General features: G+C 43.8%; 19 protein-coding genes. 1 reads left to right on the forward strand and 18 read right to left on the reverse strand.

Going from position 1 to position 22,310, the window contains the following annotated elements; all coding sequences use genetic code 11:
• Positions 1-66: 66 nt before the first annotated feature.
• The 17 genes from EJF26_RS06100 to glmS form a co-directional block, all read right to left on the reverse strand.
• Complete coding sequence (locus EJF26_RS06100) at positions 67-297, reverse strand: GlsB/YeaQ/YmgE family stress response membrane protein (RefSeq protein WP_000901576.1); 231 nt, start codon at positions 295-297, stop codon at positions 67-69.
• Positions 298-306: 9 nt separating this feature from the next.
• Positions 307-1,548, reverse strand: a complete 1,242-nt coding sequence (locus EJF26_RS06105) for an aminopeptidase (RefSeq protein WP_000243935.1) — start codon at positions 1,546-1,548, stop codon at positions 307-309.
• A 15-nt stretch (positions 1,549-1,563) separates the two neighbouring features.
• Positions 1,564-1,716: a hypothetical protein gene (locus tag EJF26_RS06110; RefSeq protein WP_000776618.1), complete on the reverse strand. Its 153-nt coding sequence runs from the start codon at positions 1,714-1,716 to the stop codon at positions 1,564-1,566.
• A 23-nt stretch (positions 1,717-1,739) separates the two neighbouring features.
• Positions 1,740-6,131 (reverse strand): PolC-type DNA polymerase III, encoded by a 4,392-nt coding sequence (locus EJF26_RS06115; RefSeq protein WP_000095433.1) that lies wholly within the window; start codon positions 6,129-6,131, stop codon positions 1,740-1,742.
• Positions 6,132-6,318: 187 nt separating this feature from the next.
• Positions 6,319-7,698, reverse strand: a complete 1,380-nt coding sequence (locus EJF26_RS06120; protein ID WP_000911356.1) for a glycoside hydrolase family 1 protein — start codon at positions 7,696-7,698, stop codon at positions 6,319-6,321.
• Between the two features lie 98 nt (positions 7,699-7,796).
• Positions 7,797-9,650, reverse strand: coding sequence for a proline--tRNA ligase (locus EJF26_RS06125; RefSeq protein ID WP_000814017.1), 1,854 nt, complete (start codon positions 9,648-9,650; stop codon positions 7,797-7,799).
• A gap of 16 nt (positions 9,651-9,666) precedes the next feature.
• The gene (gene rseP / locus EJF26_RS06130) at positions 9,667-10,923 is read right to left on the reverse strand and encodes an RIP metalloprotease RseP (RefSeq protein ID WP_000579735.1); all 1,257 of its coding nucleotides are present in this window, start codon (positions 10,921-10,923) and stop codon (positions 9,667-9,669) included.
• A gap of 15 nt (positions 10,924-10,938) precedes the next feature.
• Positions 10,939-11,742, reverse strand: coding sequence for a phosphatidate cytidylyltransferase (locus tag EJF26_RS06135; protein ID WP_000159124.1), 804 nt, complete (start codon positions 11,740-11,742; stop codon positions 10,939-10,941).
• 8 nt (positions 11,743-11,750) lie between these two features.
• On the reverse strand, positions 11,751-12,509 hold the full coding sequence (locus EJF26_RS06140) for an undecaprenyl pyrophosphate synthase (protein WP_000466710.1): 759 nt from the start codon (positions 12,507-12,509) through the stop codon (positions 11,751-11,753).
• Between the two features lie 418 nt (positions 12,510-12,927).
• Entirely contained in the window at positions 12,928-13,692 is a 765-nt protein-coding gene (locus EJF26_RS06145) for an amino acid ABC transporter ATP-binding protein (RefSeq protein ID WP_000942254.1), read from the reverse strand.
• Between the two features lie 9 nt (positions 13,693-13,701).
• A complete protein-coding gene (locus EJF26_RS06150) occupies positions 13,702-14,424 on the reverse strand; it encodes an amino acid ABC transporter permease (RefSeq protein ID WP_000350559.1) in 723 nt (240 codons plus the stop codon).
• A gap of 3 nt (positions 14,425-14,427) precedes the next feature.
• A complete protein-coding gene (locus tag EJF26_RS06155) occupies positions 14,428-15,120 on the reverse strand; it encodes an amino acid ABC transporter permease (RefSeq protein WP_000255452.1) in 693 nt (230 codons plus the stop codon).
• Between the two features lie 32 nt (positions 15,121-15,152).
• Positions 15,153-16,031 carry a transporter substrate-binding domain-containing protein gene (locus EJF26_RS06160; protein WP_000037007.1) on the reverse strand — a complete coding sequence of 293 codons (879 nt, stop codon included), beginning with the start codon at positions 16,029-16,031 and terminating at the stop codon, positions 15,153-15,155.
• A gap of 11 nt (positions 16,032-16,042) precedes the next feature.
• Positions 16,043-17,041 carry a uroporphyrinogen decarboxylase family protein gene (locus EJF26_RS06165; RefSeq protein ID WP_001290986.1) on the reverse strand — a complete coding sequence of 333 codons (999 nt, stop codon included), beginning with the start codon at positions 17,039-17,041 and terminating at the stop codon, positions 16,043-16,045.
• A 2-nt stretch (positions 17,042-17,043) separates the two neighbouring features.
• Positions 17,044-17,247 (reverse strand): hypothetical protein, encoded by a 204-nt coding sequence (locus EJF26_RS06170; protein ID WP_000837739.1) that lies wholly within the window; start codon positions 17,245-17,247, stop codon positions 17,044-17,046.
• 11 nt (positions 17,248-17,258) lie between these two features.
• Entirely contained in the window at positions 17,259-18,263 is a 1,005-nt protein-coding gene (locus EJF26_RS06175; protein ID WP_000157306.1) for a uroporphyrinogen decarboxylase family protein, read from the reverse strand.
• 228 nt (positions 18,264-18,491) lie between these two features.
• Entirely contained in the window at positions 18,492-20,300 is a 1,809-nt protein-coding gene (gene glmS, locus EJF26_RS06180; protein WP_000334301.1) for a glutamine--fructose-6-phosphate transaminase (isomerizing), read from the reverse strand.
• A 215-nt stretch (positions 20,301-20,515) separates the two neighbouring features.
• Here glmS and EJF26_RS06185 point away from each other — a divergent pair, with 215 nt between their 5' ends.
• Positions 20,516-20,929 carry an EamA family transporter gene (locus tag EJF26_RS06185; RefSeq protein WP_000264216.1) on the forward strand — a complete coding sequence of 138 codons (414 nt, stop codon included), beginning with the start codon at positions 20,516-20,518 and terminating at the stop codon, positions 20,927-20,929.
• Positions 20,930-21,191: 262 nt separating this feature from the next.
• Here the strand turns inward: EJF26_RS06185 and EJF26_RS06190 are convergent, their stop codons facing one another.
• Entirely contained in the window at positions 21,192-22,196 is a 1,005-nt protein-coding gene (locus EJF26_RS06190) for a sugar transferase (RefSeq protein ID WP_000862851.1), read from the reverse strand.
• Between the last annotated feature and the right edge of the window lie 114 nt (positions 22,197-22,310).

Here is a 22,310-nt window from a genome sequence, read left to right on the forward strand (position 1 = left end):
ATTATATCATACTCAAAAGGAGGCTGGCTCAATGACCAACCTCCTTTTCATTTCAGATTTAAGGAACTAACTTCCTCGTCTCCAGAAGATAGCTAAGACAAGCATGGCTCCCAAAACGGCAGGAATAACAGCTGTTCCCGCTAAAATTGGTCCCCAAGTTCCAAAGAGCAGATGCCCCAGAAAGGCACCAATCCAGCCGAGAAACATTTTTCCAAAGCATCCCATGCTCTCTCCGCGATTGGTCAAAGCACCTGCTAAGAGCCCCACTAGGAGACCAACAAACATACTTCCAAGCATTGTAACTCCTTAAACAGCCCAGTTTCCATTGCGGAAGAGCGGTACACGTGTTCCATCCTCACGAATACCATCAATATCCATTTGATTCGACCCAATCATAAAGTCCACGTGAACATCTGAACGGTTCAGTCCTGCAGCTTCAAGCTCTTCTTCGCTCATCTCTGCCCCACCAACAACGCTGGTCGCATAGGCTGCACCTATAGCCAAGTGGTTTGAAGCATTCTCATCGAAAAGCGTGTTAAAGAAGGTAATGCCTGACTGTGAAATTGGACTTGGATCTGGTACCAAGGCACACTCACCCAAGGCACGCGCGCCCACATTTTCAAAGACAAGGTCTTTCATGACCTGATCACCCTTTTTAGCAGTAATGTCAACGATTTGACCATCCTTGAAGGTTACTTTAATCCCTTCGATGATATTGCCGTTATAGCTAAGTGGTTTTGTAGAAGTTACATAACCATCTGCACGACGGAAGTCAGGGGCCGTAAAGACTTCTTCTGTCGGCATATTTGGCAAGAATCCTTCTCCTTGCGCATTGATAGCACCAGCTGATTCCCAAACGTGGTTCTTTGGCAAACCAAGTGTCAAATCTGTCCCTGGCGCTGTGTAGTGAAGGGCTGAGAATTGCTCCTTATTAAGCATATCTGCCTTGCTCTTAAGGATAGCTGCATGCTCTTCCCAAGCCTTAACTGGATCTTCTTCATAGACACGACAAGTTTTGAAGATTTGGTCCCAAAGGAGATCGACTGCTTCTTCATCGCTCGCAGCATTTGGAAAGACCTTCTTAGCCCACTCAAGCCCTGCTGCAGCTGCTACAGTCCAGCTAACCTTGTTGGATTGAGTTGCGATGCGCATCGGCTTCATAGCGAGTCCCATCGCTTTTGCAGAAGCTGAAAGCTTGTCCGCATCCACTCCGTTCAAGGCACCTGGATCAGATGAACGGACACCGAGACGGCTAGCCTTGTTTTCCAAGAGATAGTTCATCTCAGCAATCTTGTATTCTGGCACATTGTCCAAACGCTCCATCGGCGCGTGGAGGAATTTCTCACGGTTGATCACATCATCTGTCCACTGAACGATGACCTCATGCGCACCCAAGGCATAGGCTTCTTTCACGATCAAATGCGCCAACTCACGTTGCTCCACATCGATAGAAAGAGCCAAGGTGTGACCAGGTTGCACGTTGATTCCATTCGCAACCAATAATTTCGCATATTTTTCTAGATTTTCTTTAAAATTTGGTAAAACCATTTTATTCTTCCTTTTCTATTCTTCTTTCAAAGCAGTAAACAATCCTGCTAAAGCAATGGCACCAGACAAGAGTGCTGTCGATAGAATAATTGTTTCATCTGCAAGCTCTAGCTGATAGTCAAAAACCTTTTCAGCAGGTTTATCTTCCGCAAAGATTCTAAGTTTCATAAAGATGTTCTCCGTTCTAGTCCTTAAAACAACTCATCAAACAAACTCAGCTGATTATCCTCTGGCATATTGCCAAGAATACCCATTTCATCCATCTTTTCAACCAAGGTTGAGGAAAGTCCACCACGTTTGCGGAGTTCCGTTTTAGAGAGGAATTCGCCCTCTTGGCGCGCACGTACCAGTTGCTTGGCAACGTTCTCTCCAAGACCATCCATTGCTACAAATGGCGGAATGAGGGTGTCGCCATCGATGAGGAATTCGGTCGCATCACTACGGTATAGATCGAGCTTGCCAAATTTGAAACCACGTTCCCACATTTCATTGACGATTTCAAGTGTTGTGTAAAGGTCAATTTCTACATTAGAGGCTTCATTGTTCTTCCGTTTTTCAGCGATTTCTGCCATTCTGCGCTTGATAGCATCCAAGCCCGCACCCATGGTCTTGATATCAAAGGCCTTGGCGCGGATAGAGAAGTAAGCGCAGTAATAATAAATGGGATGGTGAACCTTGAAGTAGGCTACGCGAAGGGCCATCATAACGTAGGCTGCCGCGTGGGCTTTGGGGAACATGTACTTGATTTTTCCACAGGACTCGATATACCATTCAGGCACCTTATTGGCCTTCATGGCTTCGATGTAGCCATTTCGTTCCTCTTCAGAAATCTTCAACCACAATCCCTTACGTACCCGTTCCATGATAGTAAAGGCCATCTTTGGATCTAGACCTGCGTGCATAAGGTAAACCATGATGTCGTCCCGACAACCGATAACGGTTGATAGGTCAGCAATCCCTTGCTTAATCAAATCCTGAGCATTTCCCAACCAGACATCGGTACCGTGGGACAGACCAGATAGCTGAAGCAATTCCGCAAAGGTTGTCGGATGGGTTTCATCGACCATCCCACGTACGAAATTGGTTCCAAACTCTGGTATTCCCAGCATGCCTGTCGGAGTACCGATTTGCTCAGGTGTCACACCTAAAACTTCCGTTCCAGAAAAGAGTGCCATCACACCTTCGTCATCCATAGGAATTTCATTGGGGTCAATACCAGACAAGTCCTGAAGTTTCCGAATCATGGTCGGATCATCATGCCCCAGCACATCAAGCTTGAGGACGTTCTCATCGATATCGTGGAAGTTAAAGTGAGTCGTCTGCCATTCAGCCGTCACGTCATCTGCTGGATACTGGACAGGCGTAAAGTCGTAGACATCCATGTAGTTCGGAATAACAACGATTCCTCCCGGGTGTTGTCCTGTTGTCCGCTTGACACCAGCCGCACCCTGAGCGAGGCGTTCCACCTCTGCATCACGATAAAACTTCCCATAGTCCCGCTCATAGCCCTTGACAAATCCATAGGCAGTCTTAGCAGCCACCGTACCAACCGTTCCTGCACGGAAGGCATATTCCTCACCAAAGATATCACGTACATCCAAGTGGGCACTAGGCTGGTCTTCTCCCGAGAAGTTCAAGTCAATATCGGGAACCTTGTCCCCATCAAAACCAAGGAAGGTCTCGAAAGGAATATCCTGTCCATTTTTGCTAAGTTTATGACCACACTTTGGACAGTCCTTGTTGGGCATATCAAAACCTGAACCATAAGAACCATCGGTGATAAACTCACTGTACTGACACTGACCACAGACATAGTGAGGAGAGAGAGGATTAACCTCCGTAATTCCGATCATAGTCGCAACAAAACTGGACCCAACAGACCCACGAGAACCAACCAAGTAGCCCCGTTCATTGGAACGTTGCACCAGCATCTGCGATGCCAGATAAATCACGGCAAATCCATTCCCCAGAATAGAAGTCAATTCTTTTTCAATCCGCAAATCAACAATATCTGGCAGCGGATTTCCATAAATTTCAAAAGCTTTCTTATAGGTTAGCTCAGCGACCGTTTCTTCCGCCTTGTCGATGAAAGGCGTGTACAAGTCACCCTTAACAACCTCAACAGGCTCAAAAATTTCTGCCAAGGCATTGGTGTTTTCAATAACCAGTTTACGAGCCAGTTCCTCGCCCAAAAAGGCAAATTCATCCAACATCTCATTGGTTGTTCGAAAATGAGCTTTCGGAAGAGGAGCTGGTTGGGCATGTTCACCATGACCGATGGTTCGGTTAATCATAGCCCCCTGGCCCAAACTACGGACGATAATTTCACGGTAAATCTCTTCTTCCGGTTCGATATAGTGAACATTTCCCGTAGCCAGAACAGGCTTGCCAAGACGGTCTCCAACCTCTATCAAACTCTTGATAATGGTCTGGAGTTCCTCCATATCCTTGACCTGCTCCTTAGCAATTAATGGCGCATAGATGGCAGGTGGCATGACCTCGATAAAGTCATAATACTTGGCCACCTCAATCGCCGCATCCACACCTTGGGAAACAACCGCGTCAAAAACTTCACCCTCCGAGCAAGCTGAGCCTAAAATCAAACCTTCCCGATGGGCATCTAGAACCGTTCTAGGAATCCGTGGCACTCCTTCAAAGTACTTAGTATTGGACAAAGAAACCAGTTTAAAGATATTTTTTAGACCTACCTGATTCTTGACATAAATCGTCGCATGCTTGATCCGAGCTTTTTTATAAGAGTCTGGACTGATTAGATCAATATTTAACCTAGCCAAATCCTTCACACCATGTTTGTCTGCTACATCCTTGATAAAGATAAAGAGCAAACGACCAGTAGCTTCCGCATCGTAGTTGGCCATGTGGTGGTGCTCCAGAGCCACTCCAAAGCGCTTGGTCAAAGGGCCCAAACCATGACGTTTATACTCAGGATAGAGGTTTCTGGCAAACTCTAGCGTATCAATGACTGGCTGGCTAATCTTAGGCAAACCATGACGCTCATAATTGGCATTCATAAAGCCAACGTCAAAGGTCGCATTGTGGGCGACTAGGACCGTATCCTTGCAGAATTCTTGGAATTCTTGCAAAACTTGTTCCAGTGGTTTAGCATTTTTGACATGATCATCTGTAATTCCAGTCAACTCAGTAGTAAAAGCTGACAAGGGATGCCCAGGATTGATAAATTCATCAAATTCGGCAATAACATTCCCCTTGTACATCTTAGAAGCCGCAACCTGAATCAGGTCATTATAGATAGCTGAAAGTCCTGTCGTTTCCACGTCAAAAACTACATAGGTCGCTTCTGACAAGTCCATCTCCACTTCGTTGTAAACGATAGGAACTCGATCTTCAACAATATTAGCTTCCATTCCATAAATCAGCTGGATTCCCGCTTTCTTGGCTGCCTTATAGCCATGTGGGAAGGACTGGACATTTCCATGGTCGGTGATGGCAACCGCCTTGTGTCCCCACTTAGCAGCTGTCGCAACGATCTCCTCTACCTCTGGCAGAGCATCCATAGTCGACATATTAGTATGAGCATGAAACTCAACCCGACGCTCACCTTCTGGCATTAAATCCTTCCGCTCATAGTGAACAACTTCCTGCACATCCTGCACGTTCATGGTCAAATCGCGTGTAAAGTTATTCATCTCCACATTTCCACGAACACGGAGCCAAGAATTTTTCTTAATGATGTCAAACTTCTGAGCTTCTTCTTCATTCTTAACCCATTTTTGCATAGAGAAACTTGAACTATAGTCCGTCATCTTAAAGTTAATCAAGACACGACCTGTTCTGGTCACTTTATGCTCGACATCAAAGACTACCCCTTCAAAGACCAAACGATTTTCCTCAGTTGTCACATCGATCATCTGGGTAACTTCAGCCTTATCTAATTTTGGCTTAGCTGCAGCCTTTTTCGCTTGAAAATCAAAAGCTGTTTTCTCTTCTACTGGAGGAGGGGCCATTTGTTCTAGTTGTTCCATAGCCCGCAAAGCTTCTTCGTTGGCAGCTTGAACGATCTGCTCATTCTCCGTATGGAAAGCTTCCTCCTGCTCTTGTGTAAGGGCATCATTCTTTTCTATCTGGCAAACAAAAACAGGGAAACCAAATTTCTCAAGTTGCTTTGCTAAGTTAGGAAGATGATTCTTCTTAAAGTGTTCCTTATCAATCGCCTCTGAACCTTCAATAAAGAGTTGATTACCCTCCGCACGAACTTGCAGATTCTGATAAAGAGATTTGAACCCTTGGCTAGCACACGGACCTTCAGAAAAAGCCTCCTTATAGTAGGCCTGCAAGAGTTCATTAGAAAATTCTTGAGAAAGAGCCTTGATTTCAAAAACAGCTTGATTGCCTGTCTTAGAAAATTCCTCACTCAACCCCTTCTTTAACTCTAGAAAAATTTCGATAGGTAAAATTTTAGAAAATACAAAATGAAATTCCCATACCTTACTAATTTTATGAACCACGACACGCTCAATGCTTGCATCAACGAGAGCAGGATCCTGTCTTAGCTGATCAGAGATTCCTAGTTGATTCATTAAAATTTCAAACTTACTTGACATTCATTTTCCTCACATTATTCTCTTACTATTTTACCATAATTAAAGAAAATATATAGCCAGTACCATTTTCCTTGCGATTTAGATGGAAAGGTTTTATCATACTTGTAGTAGATAAAACTATACTGATCCGTAGTCACATATTAAAAAGTGAGATGACATCTCACTTGGCATCTCACTCTTTTTATTCTTAAAATCCATTATGGTCGCTGAGTTCCTTGAACCAGTGGCCTGATTTTTTCAAGCGGCGTTCCTGTGTTTCCAAGTCAAGCTCAACCAGACCATAGCGGTTTTTATAGCTGTTGAGCCATGACCAGCAGTCAATAAAGGTCCAGATTAAGTAACCTTTACAGTTAGCACCATCTTCGATGGCACGATGGAGTTCACGCAGATGACCTTTGACAAAGTCAATACGATAGTCGTCTTGAATCATGCCATTCTCACGGAATTTATCTTCACCTTCAACACCCATGCCATTCTCTGTCAGCATCCATTCGATATTGTCATAATTTTCTTTGATATTTTGGGCAATATCATAAATCCCTTGCTCGTAGATTTCCCAACCACGGTGGGGATTGATCTTACGACCTGGCATGACGTAAGGCTCATAGAAATGTTCAGGCAGAAGCGGGCTGTCAGGATGCTTAGCAAAACGTGGGGCCATGACACGCAAAGGCTGGTAATAGTTGACTCCAAGAAAGTCCACAGTATGTTGACGAATAAGCTCCAACTCCTCAGCTGTATACTCTGGCAGCAAATCATGCTCAGACAAAATTTCCACCAATTCCTCTGGATAAGTCCCCAAGACAGATGGATCTAGGAAAGACTGCGCTTGAAAGAGATCCGCAATACGAGCAGCCTTGACATCCGCTGGATGCTGGCTACGTGGATAAGCTGGCGTCAGGTTGAGGACAATCCCAATCTTAGAATCAGGCAAAATCTCGTGACAAGCCTTCACCGCAAGACTACTAGCCAGTTGCGTATGATAGGCTACCTGAACCGCTGCTTTGGCATCTACCTTATGAGGATAATGGGCATCATAGAAATAGCCAAACTCTACAGGAACGATGGGCTCATTAAAGGTAATCCATTGGTCTACCAAATCACCGTAAGTCTCAAAACAAAAACGAGCATAGTCTTCATAAGCCTTGGTGGTTGCCTTATTTTCCCAACCATCCCCAGCTTCTTGAAGGGCAAAAGGAAGGTCAAAGTGATAGAGATTGACTAAGAGACGAATACCCTTGGCCTTAATAGCCTCAAAAACCTGACGGTAGAAAGTCACCCCTTGCGGATTGACCTCTCCACGGCCCTGTGGGAAAATACGAGACCACTGGATAGAAGTTCGGAAGGCTGTATGCCCAGTCTCTACCAAAAGCTCAATATCCTTTTCCCAGTTCTCATAGAAGGTCGATGTTTTATCAGGTCCAATCCCATTGTAGTAGCGATTGGGTTCCACCTGATACCAATAATCCCAGAGATTATCTCCCTTGCCATCACCTGGCACTCGTCCTTCTGTCTGTGGTCCAGAAGTGGAGGAACCCCAAACAAAATCCTTTGGAAATTTTAGCATACTTATACCTCTTCGTTTACTCATTTTCCCCATTATATAGAAAAAACAAGGTAAAAACTAGTTACATTTTTGCCTTGTTTTTCTTCTGATTATAGTTTTTATTTCTTGCTGAGGATTTCAAGCGTTTCAAGCAAGTTGTCTGCGTGAACTTCGATTGTGTCACCAGTCGCCTTGATCTTAACTTCTACGATACCATCAGCTGCTTTCTTTCCTACAGTGATACGGATTGGAAGACCAATCAAGTCGCTATCGCTGAATTTAACCCCGACACGTTCGTTACGGTCATCTGTCAAGACTTCGTAACCAGCGTCCATCAAGTTGACTTCCAATTTTTCTGTCAAGGCTTGCGCTTCTTCATCTTTAACATTGACAGTAATCAAATGCACATCAAATGGCGCCAATTCTTTAGGGAAGTTAACTCCCCAAGCGTAACGGTATTCACCTTTTGGTGTTTTATTGACAAAGAGGCGAGCGTGTTGCTCCATAACTGCTGAGAGGAGACGACTAACACCGATACCGTAGCAACCCATGATGATTGGGATCGCACGACCATTTTCGTCCAAGACATCCGCACCCATACTTGCTGAGTAGCGAGTGCCGAGTTTGAAGATGTGACCAATCTCGATACCACGGGCAAAGTTAAGGACACCTTGTCCGTCTGGAGAGATTTCACCCTCACGCACTTCGCGGATATCCACATACTCAGCAGTGAAATCGCGCCCTGGGTTCACACCCGTCAAGTGGTAGCCATCTTGGTTGGCACCAGCAACAGCATTGCGAACATCTTGCACCTTACGGTCTGCAATGATTTTGACATTTTCTGGCAAAGCAACTGGACCAAGCGAACCAAAGCCTGCTGGGACGGCACTTGCGACTTCTTCCTCGCTAGCCACATCAAAGAAATCTGCTCCCAAATGGTTCTTCAACTTGACTTCGTTGAGTTGGTCATTTCCAACTAGAAGGGCTGCAACAAGCTCACCATCTGCCATGTAGAAGAGGGTTTTGATCGTTTGTTCTTCTGGCACGTTAAGGAAGGCTGCGACTTCATCGATGGATTTAACACCTGGAGTTTCCACTCGAGTCACTTCTTCTTCCGCAACGACACGGTTGCTTAGTTTATACTCGTTTGTTGCCATTTCTAAGTTAGCTGCATAGCTAGACTCACTTGAGTAGGCAATAGTGTCTTCACCAGAAACCATCCATTTAAGCAATTCTGCCTTGATTTCTTCTTGTACTGCTGCAGGAATTTCATCAAATGAGGCAACTGACTTGTCCAAAACAACCCAGCGGTCGAGGTCTGTACGGGCTGGTGTAATGGCCATAAATTCTTGGCTGTCCTTACCACCCATAGCTCCACCGTCACCGATGATGGCCTTGAAGTCCAAGCCACTGCGAGTGAAGATGCGTTCATAGGCTGCCTTGTATTCATCATAGGTCACATCCAAACTATCGTAATTAGCATGGAAACTATATCCGTCTTTCATGATGAATTCACGCGTACGGAGAAGACCGTTACGTGGGCGTTTTTCATCACGGTACTTAGGTTGGATTTGGTAAAGGTTGAGTGGCAACTGCTTGTAAGATTTCACAGAGTCACGAACAATAGCTGTAAAAGTTTCTTCGTGTGTCGGACCTAGGATAAAGTCCGACTTTTCACGATTTTTCAGTTTATAAAGGTCTTCACCATAGGTTTCATAACGACCTGATTCACGCCAAAGATCGGCACTAAGAAGGGCCGGAGCTAGCATTTCCACCGCACCAATCTTATCAAATTCTTGGCGCATGATGTTCTTAGCCTTTTCAATCACACGGTTAGCAAGTGGCAGGTAAGAATAAACACCGGCAGAAACTTGACGAACATAACCAGCACGCAACATAAGGGCGTGGCTGATAACTTGAGCATCACTTGGCATTTCGCGAAGCGTAGGGATTAGCATTTTACTTTGTTTCATAATATTCCTCGATTATCTAAAAGAAGAGTCGCATAATGTCATTCCAGGTCACAGCTAGCATCAAGACAACCATGATAACTACACCAGCCATGGTGACATAGGTTTCAATTTCTTGTTTAAGGGGTTTACGGCGGATAGCCTCTAGGATATTGAGCACAATCTTTCCACCATCCAAAGCCGGGATCGGAATCAAGTTAAAAATCCCGATATTGATGGAAATCATAGCTAGGAAATAGAGGACATTCTCAATTCCATTTTTGGCAGCATCGCTACTTGCCTTAAAGATGGCAACGGGGCCACCGAGTTTGTTCAAGTCAGGATGGAAAATCAAGTTTTTCAGAGCCGAAAGGATACGGAGCCCTGAGTCAGCAGCAGTTGTAAATCCACCAACAAACATGGATAGAAAGTCTGACTTGACTCCCGGTTGAACCCCAAGAATATAACGTCCTTGATTCTCTTCTGGAGTCACCGTGACTTGTTTTTCGCTACCATTTTCAGAAATGGTCACATCCAAGGTCGGGGCTGTCTTATCCTTGGTATCAGTTTCCACAGCCTGAATCAAGTCTTGCCAATTCTTAACTTCATGCGAGCCGACCTTGGTGATTTGAGCTGTCTCAGCTATGCCCACCTTAGCCAAAGCTCCCTCTGGCATGACATGAAAGAGATTAGTCTGAGTGTCTCTAACACCACCCTGCAAAAAGATCAGGATCCAAAAAACAACGACTCCTAAGATAAAGTTATTCATAGGACCTGCAAAGTTGGTGATGAGCTTGCCCCAGATAGAAGCATTTTGATACTGTACATCCAGAGGAGCGATGCGTACTTCGGTTCCATCTGCCTCAACAACTGTTGCATCGTGATCCACTGCAAAGGTCTTTTCTTCTTCCAAGACCAAGCCTTTAATGAAGAGCTTGTCTTCAAAGTCAAACTGGGTTACCTGCATAGGGAGAGCTGTTTGATCCAGTTTCTTCCCAGATAGATTGATCCGTTTGACCTTACCATCCTCGGCAAGTGTTAAACTGACCGGGGTTCCTGTCTTGATCTCCGTCGCATCATCACTCCAACCAGCCATACGAACATACCCTCCTAAAGGAAGGATCCGAATGGTATAAGCAGTGCCATCCTTACCGATATGGGCAAAAATCTTGGGGCCCATACCAATAGCAAATTCACGAACTAAAATGCCTGATTTCTTGGCAAAATAAAAATGTCCAAACTCATGCACCACCACGATAATCCCAAAAACTAGGATAAAGGTTAGCAATCCAATCATTCAATATTCCTTTCTTTAGAAGAGGCCAAACAAGTGCATGATAGGAAAGACAACTAGCATACTGTCAAAACGATCCAACACACCGCCATGTCCAGGGATAAATTTCCCAGAATCCTTGACACCGAAATGGCGTTTCATAGCACTCTCAATCAAGTCACCAAACTGACCTGCCACACTGAAGAAGACGGCAAAGAGGCCCATTCTATAAATCCCATAAGGGAGAGCAACTGTGCTGTCTACAAGCATGAAGATTGCTGTTACCAGTACCGCACCTAGAATACCGCCGATAAAGCCCTCAATGCTCTTATTGGGAGAAACTCTTGGCGCTAACTTATGCTTGCCAAAATTCATCCCTATTAGGTAAGCTGCGCTATCAGTCGCCCAGACGATAAAGAGAGCCAGAAGTACCTTGTCAAAACCTGCCACCCGAGCATCTAGTAAGGCGTTAAAGCCAAAACCAACATAAAAGCTCATCGCAATCGGGAAAACTGCATCTTCAATCGTATAGCTTTTACTGAAAACGGTCGTCCCTAGCATTATTGTAATCAGAACACTATAGGCAACCACATTCCCATCAACAGGCAAAAAAGTTAGATAATTTTCTAAGGGGATTGTGAGGGCAAAGGTCGCAAAGAGGGTCAAGGCGCCCTCGATGGTCATGGTCTTTAGCCCCTTCATCTGCAAGAGTTCATGGACAGCCAGCATCGCTAACAAACCAATCCCTATCTGCAACAAGAGTCCCCCCACAAATAAGACTGGAAGGAAAATAGCCAGGGCCAATACCGCAAACAATGTTCTCTTTTGTAAATCCTTGGTCATATCTTCTCCTAAACTCCTCCAAATCGGCGATTCCGACGATTATAGGCTGTAATGGCCTCCTTCAAAGAGGCTTCATCAAAATCGGGCCACAAGGTATCCGTAAAGTAAAGCTCGCTATAGGCTGCTTGCCATGGCAAGAAATTACTCAAACGTAACTCACCACTCGTACGGATAATCAAATCAGGATCTCGCAAATCCTTTGGCAGGCGTTGTGTGAAAAGATAATCCCCTATCATATCTTCTGTAATATCACCAGGATTGATTTTGGCATCTAGAACTTCCTGAGCCAAGCTCTTAAAAGCCTGCGTAATTTCAGCACGACCACCATAGTTAAGCGCAAAATTGAGAATCAAGCCTGTATTGTTCTTGGTCAATCCCTCTGCTTTTTTCAAAGATTCAAAAGTCGGCTTAGGCAGGCGGTCTGTCTCCCCAATCATCTGAATCTTAACATTATTTGCATGTAATTCAGGGACGTAGTTATCATAAAACTCGACTGGCAAGTTCATGATAAACTTGACTTCTTGATCTGGGCGTGTCCAATTTTCCGTTGAAAAGGCATAGACTGTGATGACCTTAACTCCCATCTTATTAGCTGCCTTGGTCACCTTTTGGAGGGCTTCCATCCCTGCCTTATGACCAAAAACCCGTGGTTGCATCCGTTTTTTAGCCCAGCGACCATTTCCATCCATGATGATGCCAATGTGAGCAGGAACCTGTGTTGGAACCTCAACTTCTACAGCTTTATCTTTCTTAAAAAATCCAAACATGATCTTATTCCTATTCAAAAATCTATCGTTTCATTATACCATATTTCCCTCTATTCTTCTATTGCTAAGTTACTGCCCCTGCTTACAGATAGACAAAAATAAGCCGCCTGATTGGGCGACTTTATTTTATAGGGAGATTATTATGAAAAAGTTTTAGGAGTTTAAGTTAAGTTTCTCTTAACTTATGAACTTAGTATACACCTCCTAGCTTAAATTTTTCTTAAGTTTTTTGAGAAATGAAGAATCTAAAATAAGATTGCCCACTTGAGTGTACGAAAAGTACCTCAAATCATCTCAAATAGCCAATCTAAGTCTAAAACCTAGCTTTTTCTGAAAGTCATTTCAAGCTGACACCTTTTTCCATAGTTTATAGATTGAAACTTTGCCTCATAAGTTACTTTCATAATGCACTCATCTATCAAATCATATATTCTACACTATAGCTAGCATCTGATAAGATACGAGCCAAGAACTGCTTGGTTCGTTCTTCCTGAGGACGACTAAAGAAATCGTGGGGATTATTCTCCTCTACGATACGGCCTCCATCCATGAAAATAACGTGGTTAGCGACATCTCTAGCAAATCCCATCTCATGTGTGACGACCACCATGGTCACACCTTCTCCCGCCAACTGTTTCAGAACATCCAAAACATCTCCAACCAACTCAGGGTCTAGTGCTGATGTTGGTTCATCTAGCAAAATGACCTCGGGCTTGACAGCAATAGCACGCGCAATTCCTATTCGTTGTTGTTGTCCTCCAGATAGTTGTGAAGGGTAGTAGTCTTTGTAGGCCAGTAAACCAACTTTTTCCAAGGCAGATTCTGCACGTTTGAGCGCTTCTTCCTTGGGAACTTTACGAGCGACGACTAGACCTTCTAGAATATTTTCCAGAGCAGTTTTATTTGCAAAGAGATTGTAGTGTTGGAAAACAAAGGCTGTTTTTTGGCGAATTTCTAGAATATCTTTCTTGCTTAATTTGGCTAAGTCATAGGTCTTTCCTGCCAAGGTCAAACGGCCACTGTCCGCTTTTTCTAAGTGGTTGAGACAACGGAGAAAGGTCGTTTTCCCTGAACCTGATGGTCCTAAAATAACGACGACATCCCCTTGGTTGACCTGGAGATTGACATCCTCTAGTACCTGCCTCTCACCAAATGTTTTTGCGATATGTTCTACTTGTAACATCCTGTCCTCCTATACAAAACGCGCGCTAGATGCTTTTGCTCTCTTTTCTTTTTTCACATAGCCTTTCTCCAGTAGGGAGAAGCCCCACTGAATCAAACCACAGATCAAAATATACTGCAAAAAGATCACAAAATAAGACTCAAAATACTGGTAACCGTAGGACGCTTCCACACGGGCAATAGCGGTGATATCCTTGATAGTCATAACAAAGACTAGGGAAGTCCCTTTGACGATATTGATTACCAGATTGGCCAAGTTAGGCAAGGCTGAGCGCAGGGCTTGAGGAAAAACGATCCTTAGATAGGCCTGGGTCGTAGTCAGCCCAATCGCATGCGCCGCCTCTAATTGTCCCTTGTCCACCGTCAAGATAGCTGAACGCAAAATCTCCGACAAACTCCCAACCGTCATCAGACTATAAATGATAAAGGCATAGTAGAGAGGATCAAGCTTGAAAATATCAAAGTCACTTCCTATACTTTTGAAAAATTGATTCAGCAGACTTGGAAACAAACTATAAAAGAAGAGAATCAATAAAATCGGAGGAGTCGCTCGGATAAAAGCCAGATAGACTAGAGAAAAACTTCTAACCCCTCGAACCTTGTAAATCTGCCCCAAGGCTAAAAATAGAGCAGGTAAAAAGCTTAAGACCATAGCCACAATCATAATGGCCAAGGTGATTGGCACACCTTTTAAGGTCTCCAGAAAGGTCTTTACAATATAGTCTATGTCCATTTCTTACCTCCCTTTTGTTTCCAAAGACTTCTCAAGCAAACGACTCAAGCTAGAAATAACTAAGGCAATCCCCCAATAAAGAAGCGCAACTGCCGTATAGGTTTCCAGAGAGTAGTTCCCTAAATTGCGACTAATCAAGAGATTGCCTGCCCCCATAACATCAACGAAACCAATCGTATAAGCCAAGGCAGCATCCCGCATCAGATTGAGAATAGCGGTTGTTATATTGGGAAGAGCAACTTGAAAAGCTTGGGGAAAAATGATTCTCCAAAAGGTCTGACTTGGAGTCAAACCAATACTAAGCCCGGCCTCTGTCTGCCCCTTTGGAATAGCTTGATAGGCCGCCTTGAAAACCTCAGCAACGATAGCCGCAAACAAGAGAATCATCGTCAAGAGAACAAAAATAGTTTTAGACCAGTTGTTGATATCCAAACCCAGCCACCATTTCAGAAATTCTGGCAAGCCATAAAAGACTAGAAAAAGCAAGACAATCGGCGGTGTACAACGAAGGGTAAAGATATAACCTTTGGAAATTGCTGCAAAACTCTTGTCTTCTCCTACTTGCGCCCAGGCCAAGAGTCCTCCAAAAAGGGAACCAAGAAGAGTGGTAAAAAAGAGAATGGACAAGGTCATAGGAAGTGCCTGCAATAAGGTCGGCAAAAACTGAAAGACCTTGGAAAAATCATAAGAAACCATGCAAAACCCTTTCTAGTCTTGGAATTTCTGGTCTAGTCTTTGTCTACGTAACTAAAGACATCTTCTTTGAAATATTGCTGAGATAGCTTAGCAAGCGTGCCATCTTCTTTCAACTCTTTGATTGCTTTTTCATATTCTTTAGCAAATTTCTCACCCTTTTCATCACGGTGAATCAAGGGATAAGTTGGAATGCCCTTGTATGGGAACCAGCTGAGTTTGTCCGCATATTGGTGGTAAGGGCCATCTTCTGCGGTAACTGCTTTTTCAAAGGACAGTTTGATATCAAAGAAGGCATCATAACGTCCTTCTAAGACCCAGGCATAGGCATCTGCCACCTTAAAAGATTCCGCTGCTGTTAGCTCAATCGGTGCGTCCTGATGTTTTTCATTGTAGCTGGTGATAACATTCCATTGAGCATTCTGTGGAGAGATAGGAACCAATTTCCCTTTATTCTTGGCAAAGTCATCAATGGTTTTGTATTTCTGTTCGTCTTCTTTTCTGACAGTAAATCCGATAATACTTGCTCCGACTGGTTCAGATGGAATGACAAACTTTTTAGCTCGTTCATCTGTGTACCAAGCTCCCTTGGTTCCGATGTCATACTTGCCTGATTCCAGACCGATCAAGAGGTCATCATCACTGGTACCCGTATATTCAAATTGATAGTTTGCCAACTTCTCATCAACAGCCTTCAAAACAGCTACTTCATAACCATCTGACTCCCCTTTTTCATTGACAAAGTCATAAGGTACGTAGTTTTGTGTATGGGCAACCTTCAAGGTTATGACCTCACCAGATGAGGCTGTTTCCCCCTCCTTGGCTGGAGCGCCAGCTAAACTTCTCCCGATAATCGTTGCCCCAATTACTGCAACAACTGCTACACCACCGATAATCCATGCTTTTTTACTCATCTTTTTCTCCTTCAGTTTTCAAGCGCTTCTCTGACCCACTGGATACGTTCAACTGCGATATCACTTGGAATGGTACAATCTGCCCCAAGTACCAAGCACTGTTTCCCAGTTTCTGCAACTAGTTTCTTTGCCTCAGCCTGAACGGCATCCTTGCTGCCAGTATACAGTAAGCCCGTCTTGCCATTTTCGAATCCTCCAAGAACCGTACGTCCCTTGAAAATCTCACGACCTTCCTTGAGAGCGATTCCCTCTGGTCCTACAGCCCAATTAAAGACTTGGGCAGGATAGTCTGCAAAAAGGTGAATATCATTTCGCGCTCCCTCGTAGCCACAGATATGAAGAACTGTGACACCACCAACAGCACTAGCCGCTTCTAGAATAGTTATCTCGCTAGGTGCAATGACGGCTTGATAATCTGTTGCCGACACTCGTTGATCTTGGATACTCTGCACGCTGAGGTAGATTCCATCAGCACCAGCCTCTTCGATGACAGATCGACTGAGACTCGCAATATCCTCTGCAATCACATCCAACACCTTTTTAAGGGCTTCAGGATCTTCCACCAGAAAGTCTGCAATAAGGTCATCCCCGCCAGACACTTCCCCAAGCAGCCACTTGAGATAGGTCACAGGAGCAAAAATATTGTAAATCGCAACGATATCTTCTGTAAACTCTTGCTTAATTTTCTTAACCAAGTCCACCTGCTCTTTTATCCAAGCGTGCTCTGGTCCGAGTGGTTGAATGGTCGCCAATTCTTGAAGTGATTTTCCTTTGGCAATCGCTGGATTTGGATAAGCAAAGTAGCCATCGCTCATGAGTTTGATAAAGTCCGGCTGAACTTCTCGGATAAAGCGCTTATGGCCCTCGATATTCTTCTCGATAATGACTGGATTTGAGAAACCGTGTAGCCATTCGTCTTCGGATGTGAAATGGTGCCAAAAGCCAACTGGCACACGTTCAACCTTTTCACCTCTAAATGCTTTTAAAACCCATTCTTTTTTTTCTGACATTCTTATTCTCCATTTCTTACTTTTTCAACTAATAAACTGCTTGCGATATCATTCGAGCGTAGAAAGGGGAGACTGGACTTGGAAAAATCCTGAACTCCACGACATCTCTCTCCATTTTTGCAGTACCCATTTTTTACGACGCTTATGGCAACCAAGGCCAGCAAACCGACAACTGCAATGAAGATGCCCCATCTTTTACTTTTCATAGCTCCTCCTTTTAGAGAACAGCTGCCTGCCGAATCCAGTCCAACCTCTCTAAGTCAAAGTCATCTGGAACAGTACAGTCAGCTCCCAGAAGAACGCCTTTACTACCAGCTTCAGCCAGCAACCGCCTTGTTTCATTTTGCAATTCCGCCTTGGAACCTTGATAAAGCAAGCTTTTCTTGCCATTTTCAAATCCACCTAAAACGGCCTTGCCTGGGAACAACTCCTGACCCTGTGTCAAACTAACATACTCATGGTGGGTCGCCCAGTTGACCACTTGAGCTGGATAATCCTTAAATATCGTCACATCATTACTCGCACCTTCAAAACCACAGATATGGAGGATATTGGTCCCACCAACCTGATTAGCCGCCTTTAAAACTGCTATATTGCTCGGTTCGATATAGGTTTGGTAGAGTGCTGGTGTGATGCGCTCATCTTGAATTTCCTGGGTGCTGAGGTAAATCCCATCGACACCGCCTTGCTGGATGATTTTCTGAGTTAGGATAGCAATATCTCTTGCAATAACATCTAGAATCGCTCTGAATTGCTCAGGATTTTCAAGCAATAGGTCGGCTACTTCCTTATCTCCCCGTGAAGTTTCTGTACGGAACCAGCGCTTGAGGTAGGAGATCGGTGAAAAGATATTGTAGAAAGAAGCAATCTCTTCGGTAAAGGTCTCTCGAATCGCTTGTACCACTTCCACCTGTTGCTGAATCCATGGGTGTTCCTCACCAATCGACTCAATAGAAGTCAACTCCTGAATGCTTGCAATCTTAGGACTATAGACATTACTTGGATAAAGGAAAAAACCGTCGCTCATAATTTTGACAAAATCAGGACGAATCCTTTCCACATAGTTGCGATGCCCATCAACACTTTTTTGAAAGATACGTGGATTATTTAATCCCTGCCCCTTTTCTTCGAGTGTTACAAAATGAAACCAAAATCCCACAGGAACTCTTTCCACTTCATCGCCTCGAATCGCTCTAAAGACTAAATCTCTTTTGCTTGCCATACCTTTCTCCTTCCATTTGGATTGAAACCATCTTACCACTCCTTTTCCCCTTTTCCCAATATATATTGACTATTGACTTGATTGGGAATTTTTATATCTATAAAGAAAAACACCTTAGAAATCCCTTTAAATCAGGTTTTCTAAGGTGTTTATACTCATTGTTTTCAAATGATGTTCTCTACGATATGAAATTTTTATAAGCTTGATAAGAATTATTTATACTCAGTCTTATTCCACAGTTACTGACTTGGCAAGGTTACGTGGTTTGTCCACATCAAGGCCACGGTGGAGTGTTGCAAAGTAAGCGACTAATTGCGTTGGCACGACCATTGAGATTGGTGAAAGGTAAGGATGGACGGTCGTCAGAACGATATCGTCTGTCTCTTTAGCAACATTTTCTTCTGCGATAGTAAGAACCTTGGCACCACGGGCTGCGACCTCTTGGATATTTCCACGAGTGTGGTTAGCAAGGACTGGATCTGACAAGAGGGCCAAGACAGGCGTTCCTTCTTCAATCAAGGCAATCGTTCCATGCTTGAGTTCTCCTGCCGCAAAGCCTTCACACTGGATGTAAGAAATCTCTTTAAGCTTAAGACTCGCTTCCATAGCTACGTAGTAGTCTTGACCACGTCCGATATAAAAGGCGTTGCGAGTTGTTTCAAGAAGCTCACGAACCTTGGCATCAATGGTTTCTTTCTCAGAAAGAGTTGATTCGATAGACTGAGCCACGATAGACAACTCACGAATCAGATCAAAGGCTTGTGCTTTAGCATTGCCATTTGCTTCACCGACTGCTTTTGCAAGGAAGGCAAGAGCTGCAATTTGCGCTGTATAAGCCTTGGTTGATGCCACAGCAATTTCAGGACCCGCGTGAAGGAGCATGGTATGGTTGGCTTCGCGTGAAAGGGTTGAACCTGGCACGTTTGTCACTGTCAAGCTTGGGATGCCTAACTCATTGGCCTTGACCAAAACTTGACGGCTGTCAGCTGTTTCACCAGACTGGCTGATAAAGATAAAGAGTGGTTTTTGGCTGAGAAGTGGCATACCATAGCCCCACTCAGATGAGATTCCAAGTTCCACTGGCGTATCCGTCAATTCTTCCAACATCTTCTTAGAAGCAAATCCTGCATGGTAAGAAGTTCCAGCCGCAAGGATGTAGATGCGGTCAGCGTCTTGAACAGCCTTGATGATAGCTGGATCAACCACTACTTGACCCGCCTCATCTGTGTAGGCTTGGATGAGTTTACGCATAACTGTTGGTTGCTCGTCAATTTCCTTGAGCATGTAGTAAGGATAAGTTCCCTTACCGATATCTGACAAGTCTAGCTCGGCAGTATAGCTAGCACGCTCACGGCGATTGCCATCATAGTCTTGAACTTCGACGCTATCAGCCTTGACGATTACCAACTCTTGGTCATGGATTTCCATGTATTGGTTGGTTTCACGAATCATAGCCATAGCATCTGAGCAGACCATGTTATAGCCTTCCCCAAGACCAATCAAAAGTGGTGATTTATTTTTCGCCACATAGATAACATCTGGATTTTCAGAGTCAATCAAGGCAAAGGCATAAGAACCACGAATGATGTGAAGGGCTTTTTTGAAGGCTTCAAGAACTGAGAAACCATCTTCTTCAACAAATTTACCAATCAAGTGAACGGCGATTTCCGTATCTGTTTGCCCCTTGAAGTGGTGACCTGCAAGGTATTCTTCCTTGATCTCAAGGTAGTTTTCAATCACCCCATTGTGTACCAAGACAAAACGTCCTGTCTCAGAGCGATGTGGGTGAGCATTGTCCTCAGTTGGTTTCCCGTGAGTCGCCCAACGCGTATGTCCGATACCAGTCGTTCCCTCAACACCAGCTGTCTTAGCAGACAATTCAGCGATACGACCGACAGCTTTGACTAGATGATTTTCAGCACCACCTAGAACAAAAATCCCCGCAGAATCATAGCCACGGTATTCAAGCTTTTCAAGTCCTTGAATCAAAATATCAGTTGCATTTGTGTTTCCAACAACACCGACAATTCCACACATAGTATATACGACACAGACCAGCTGTGCTTTCCCCTTAAATTGGTATAGTCTGATTTTCCTTTTACAGAACCAGCAAAGACAGTATATACTTGTTTTTCTCGCTTGTCAAGTATAAAAATTGGTATAGTTTTTTAAAATGCCATCAGAGCAAGATCTCACTTGAGAACTGACAAGTAGGATTCGATTACTTATAATAGAGAGAGGAGGTAGTTACCATGTGGTTTTTCTTCGCACTTTTATCTGCTGTTTTTGCAGCCTTAACTTCTATTTTAGCCAAGATTGGGATTGAGGGAGTTCCGTCCAATCTAGCAACAGCCATTCGTACGGTCGTCGTCATCCTTATGGCTTGGGCTATGGTTTTCTTGACCAATAGTCAGACTGAGCTTGTCAACATCAGTAGAAAAAGTTGGCTCTTTCTCATCCTGTCTGGTTTGGCAACAGGCGCCTCCTGGCTCTGCTACTACAAGGCCTTGCAGATGGGCAATGCGACTGAGGTATCTGCTGTCGATAAGTTTAGTCTCGTCATTACACTCGTTTTAGCCTTTTTCTTTCTACAAGATGTCCTGACGTTTAAAACAATCATTGGTTGTATACTGATTACGATTGGGACCCTGGTGATGATTTTGTAATCATCTCCCCCTCCATATATGACCTCCCCAAAAAAGCTAGATAGTTTTGGGGGTATTTTCTTACGTCTAAATTTATAGGTAGAGGGAATCAGCTTCAAGCGTCTAGCAAAAAGGAGAGAACCAAATTGGTTCCCTCCAAGATGTGGTTTTTCATCACCTCACTACACAGTTGACAAAAAACTAATTATCTCAGGCAGCTAACTTCGACTTGAAATTTTGCCTTTCCAAATCTGAATGTGGTAAACTGATGACCGACTTTTGACTAATCTAAGAGCATCATGGAATCAATAAACAATTTCTTTGTGAAATAACCATTTTTAATTAAGTAAGCTGTATATTTTGCTCTTGTGACCATTTGATCATACTCTTCTTCCGTACATTCCTGAACCACGCGGCTAGCTTCTTCCAAACTAGATACGACAAAGCCCAAACCTTTCTCACGGATATAGTCCACATTAGAAAGATAGTCTGGCACAACCACAGGAATACCTGCGGCCAGATAAGTTGTCAACTTATAAGAAACATTTTCTTTGTAGTAGTCACGCTCTTCCGCAGGATTTTCAGAATTTCCCCATACTAGGCCAAAGCCTCCTCCTTTAGACAACTCCAACAATAATTCCTGCTGAGTTCGCCACCCCTCAAGATGGACTTTGGAATAATCTACTCCCTCTGCTCTCGTAGCATAAACATGAAGAGGGGTACTGTGTTTCCAGTCAACAATATGTGGAAAACGAGATGGGTCTCCTGAGAAGATTAATTTTTTCTCAAATTTTGGAGTATAGAGTTCCAAACCATGGGGAAGATCCCAGAGTGTTTGAACAACGTAGTTCTTGACGGTTAATCCTTCTGAAACGAGTTTCTGGTACATTTGTTCGGATGGTACTACCACCACATCACACTTGTTGTACATGTCAATGTGGGCCTTCATAAGATAATAATTGCTCTCAAACATTAGTGGCTGAACATCATGGATAAACATCACCATTTTTACATGAGAAAGCTTTAACTTTTCTACCAAGTGATTGTCCCATTCAACACTATTCCATGAAGGAGATTGGAAAAAAACGACATCTCCATAAGATACCCCCGCGACAATTCCATCCATCCGCGAGTTCAGTTCTTCCCACGGTTCATGGCTTGCATCATAAAAATATATCCCCAGTTCGTTAACTCCAAAGTCTCGAACAATTTTCATGACATTGTTCTGCGCCATCAAGGCAACACTCGTTGATGCTTGCCCAAATAAATTTGTGAAATGTACTTTCATTGTTTTCTAAATCCTCGTCTCAGTAATTTCTCTAAACATTGTATCATAATTTACGACTTTTCAAAAGCGTTTACATGCCAATTTTCAAGCTCAAGTTAGTTACTTGGGATAATT

Origin of the sequence: Streptococcus oralis subsp. dentisani, assembly GCF_007475365.1 — a bacterium.
Classification (GTDB): domain Bacteria; phylum Bacillota; class Bacilli; order Lactobacillales; family Streptococcaceae; genus Streptococcus; species Streptococcus mitis_AX.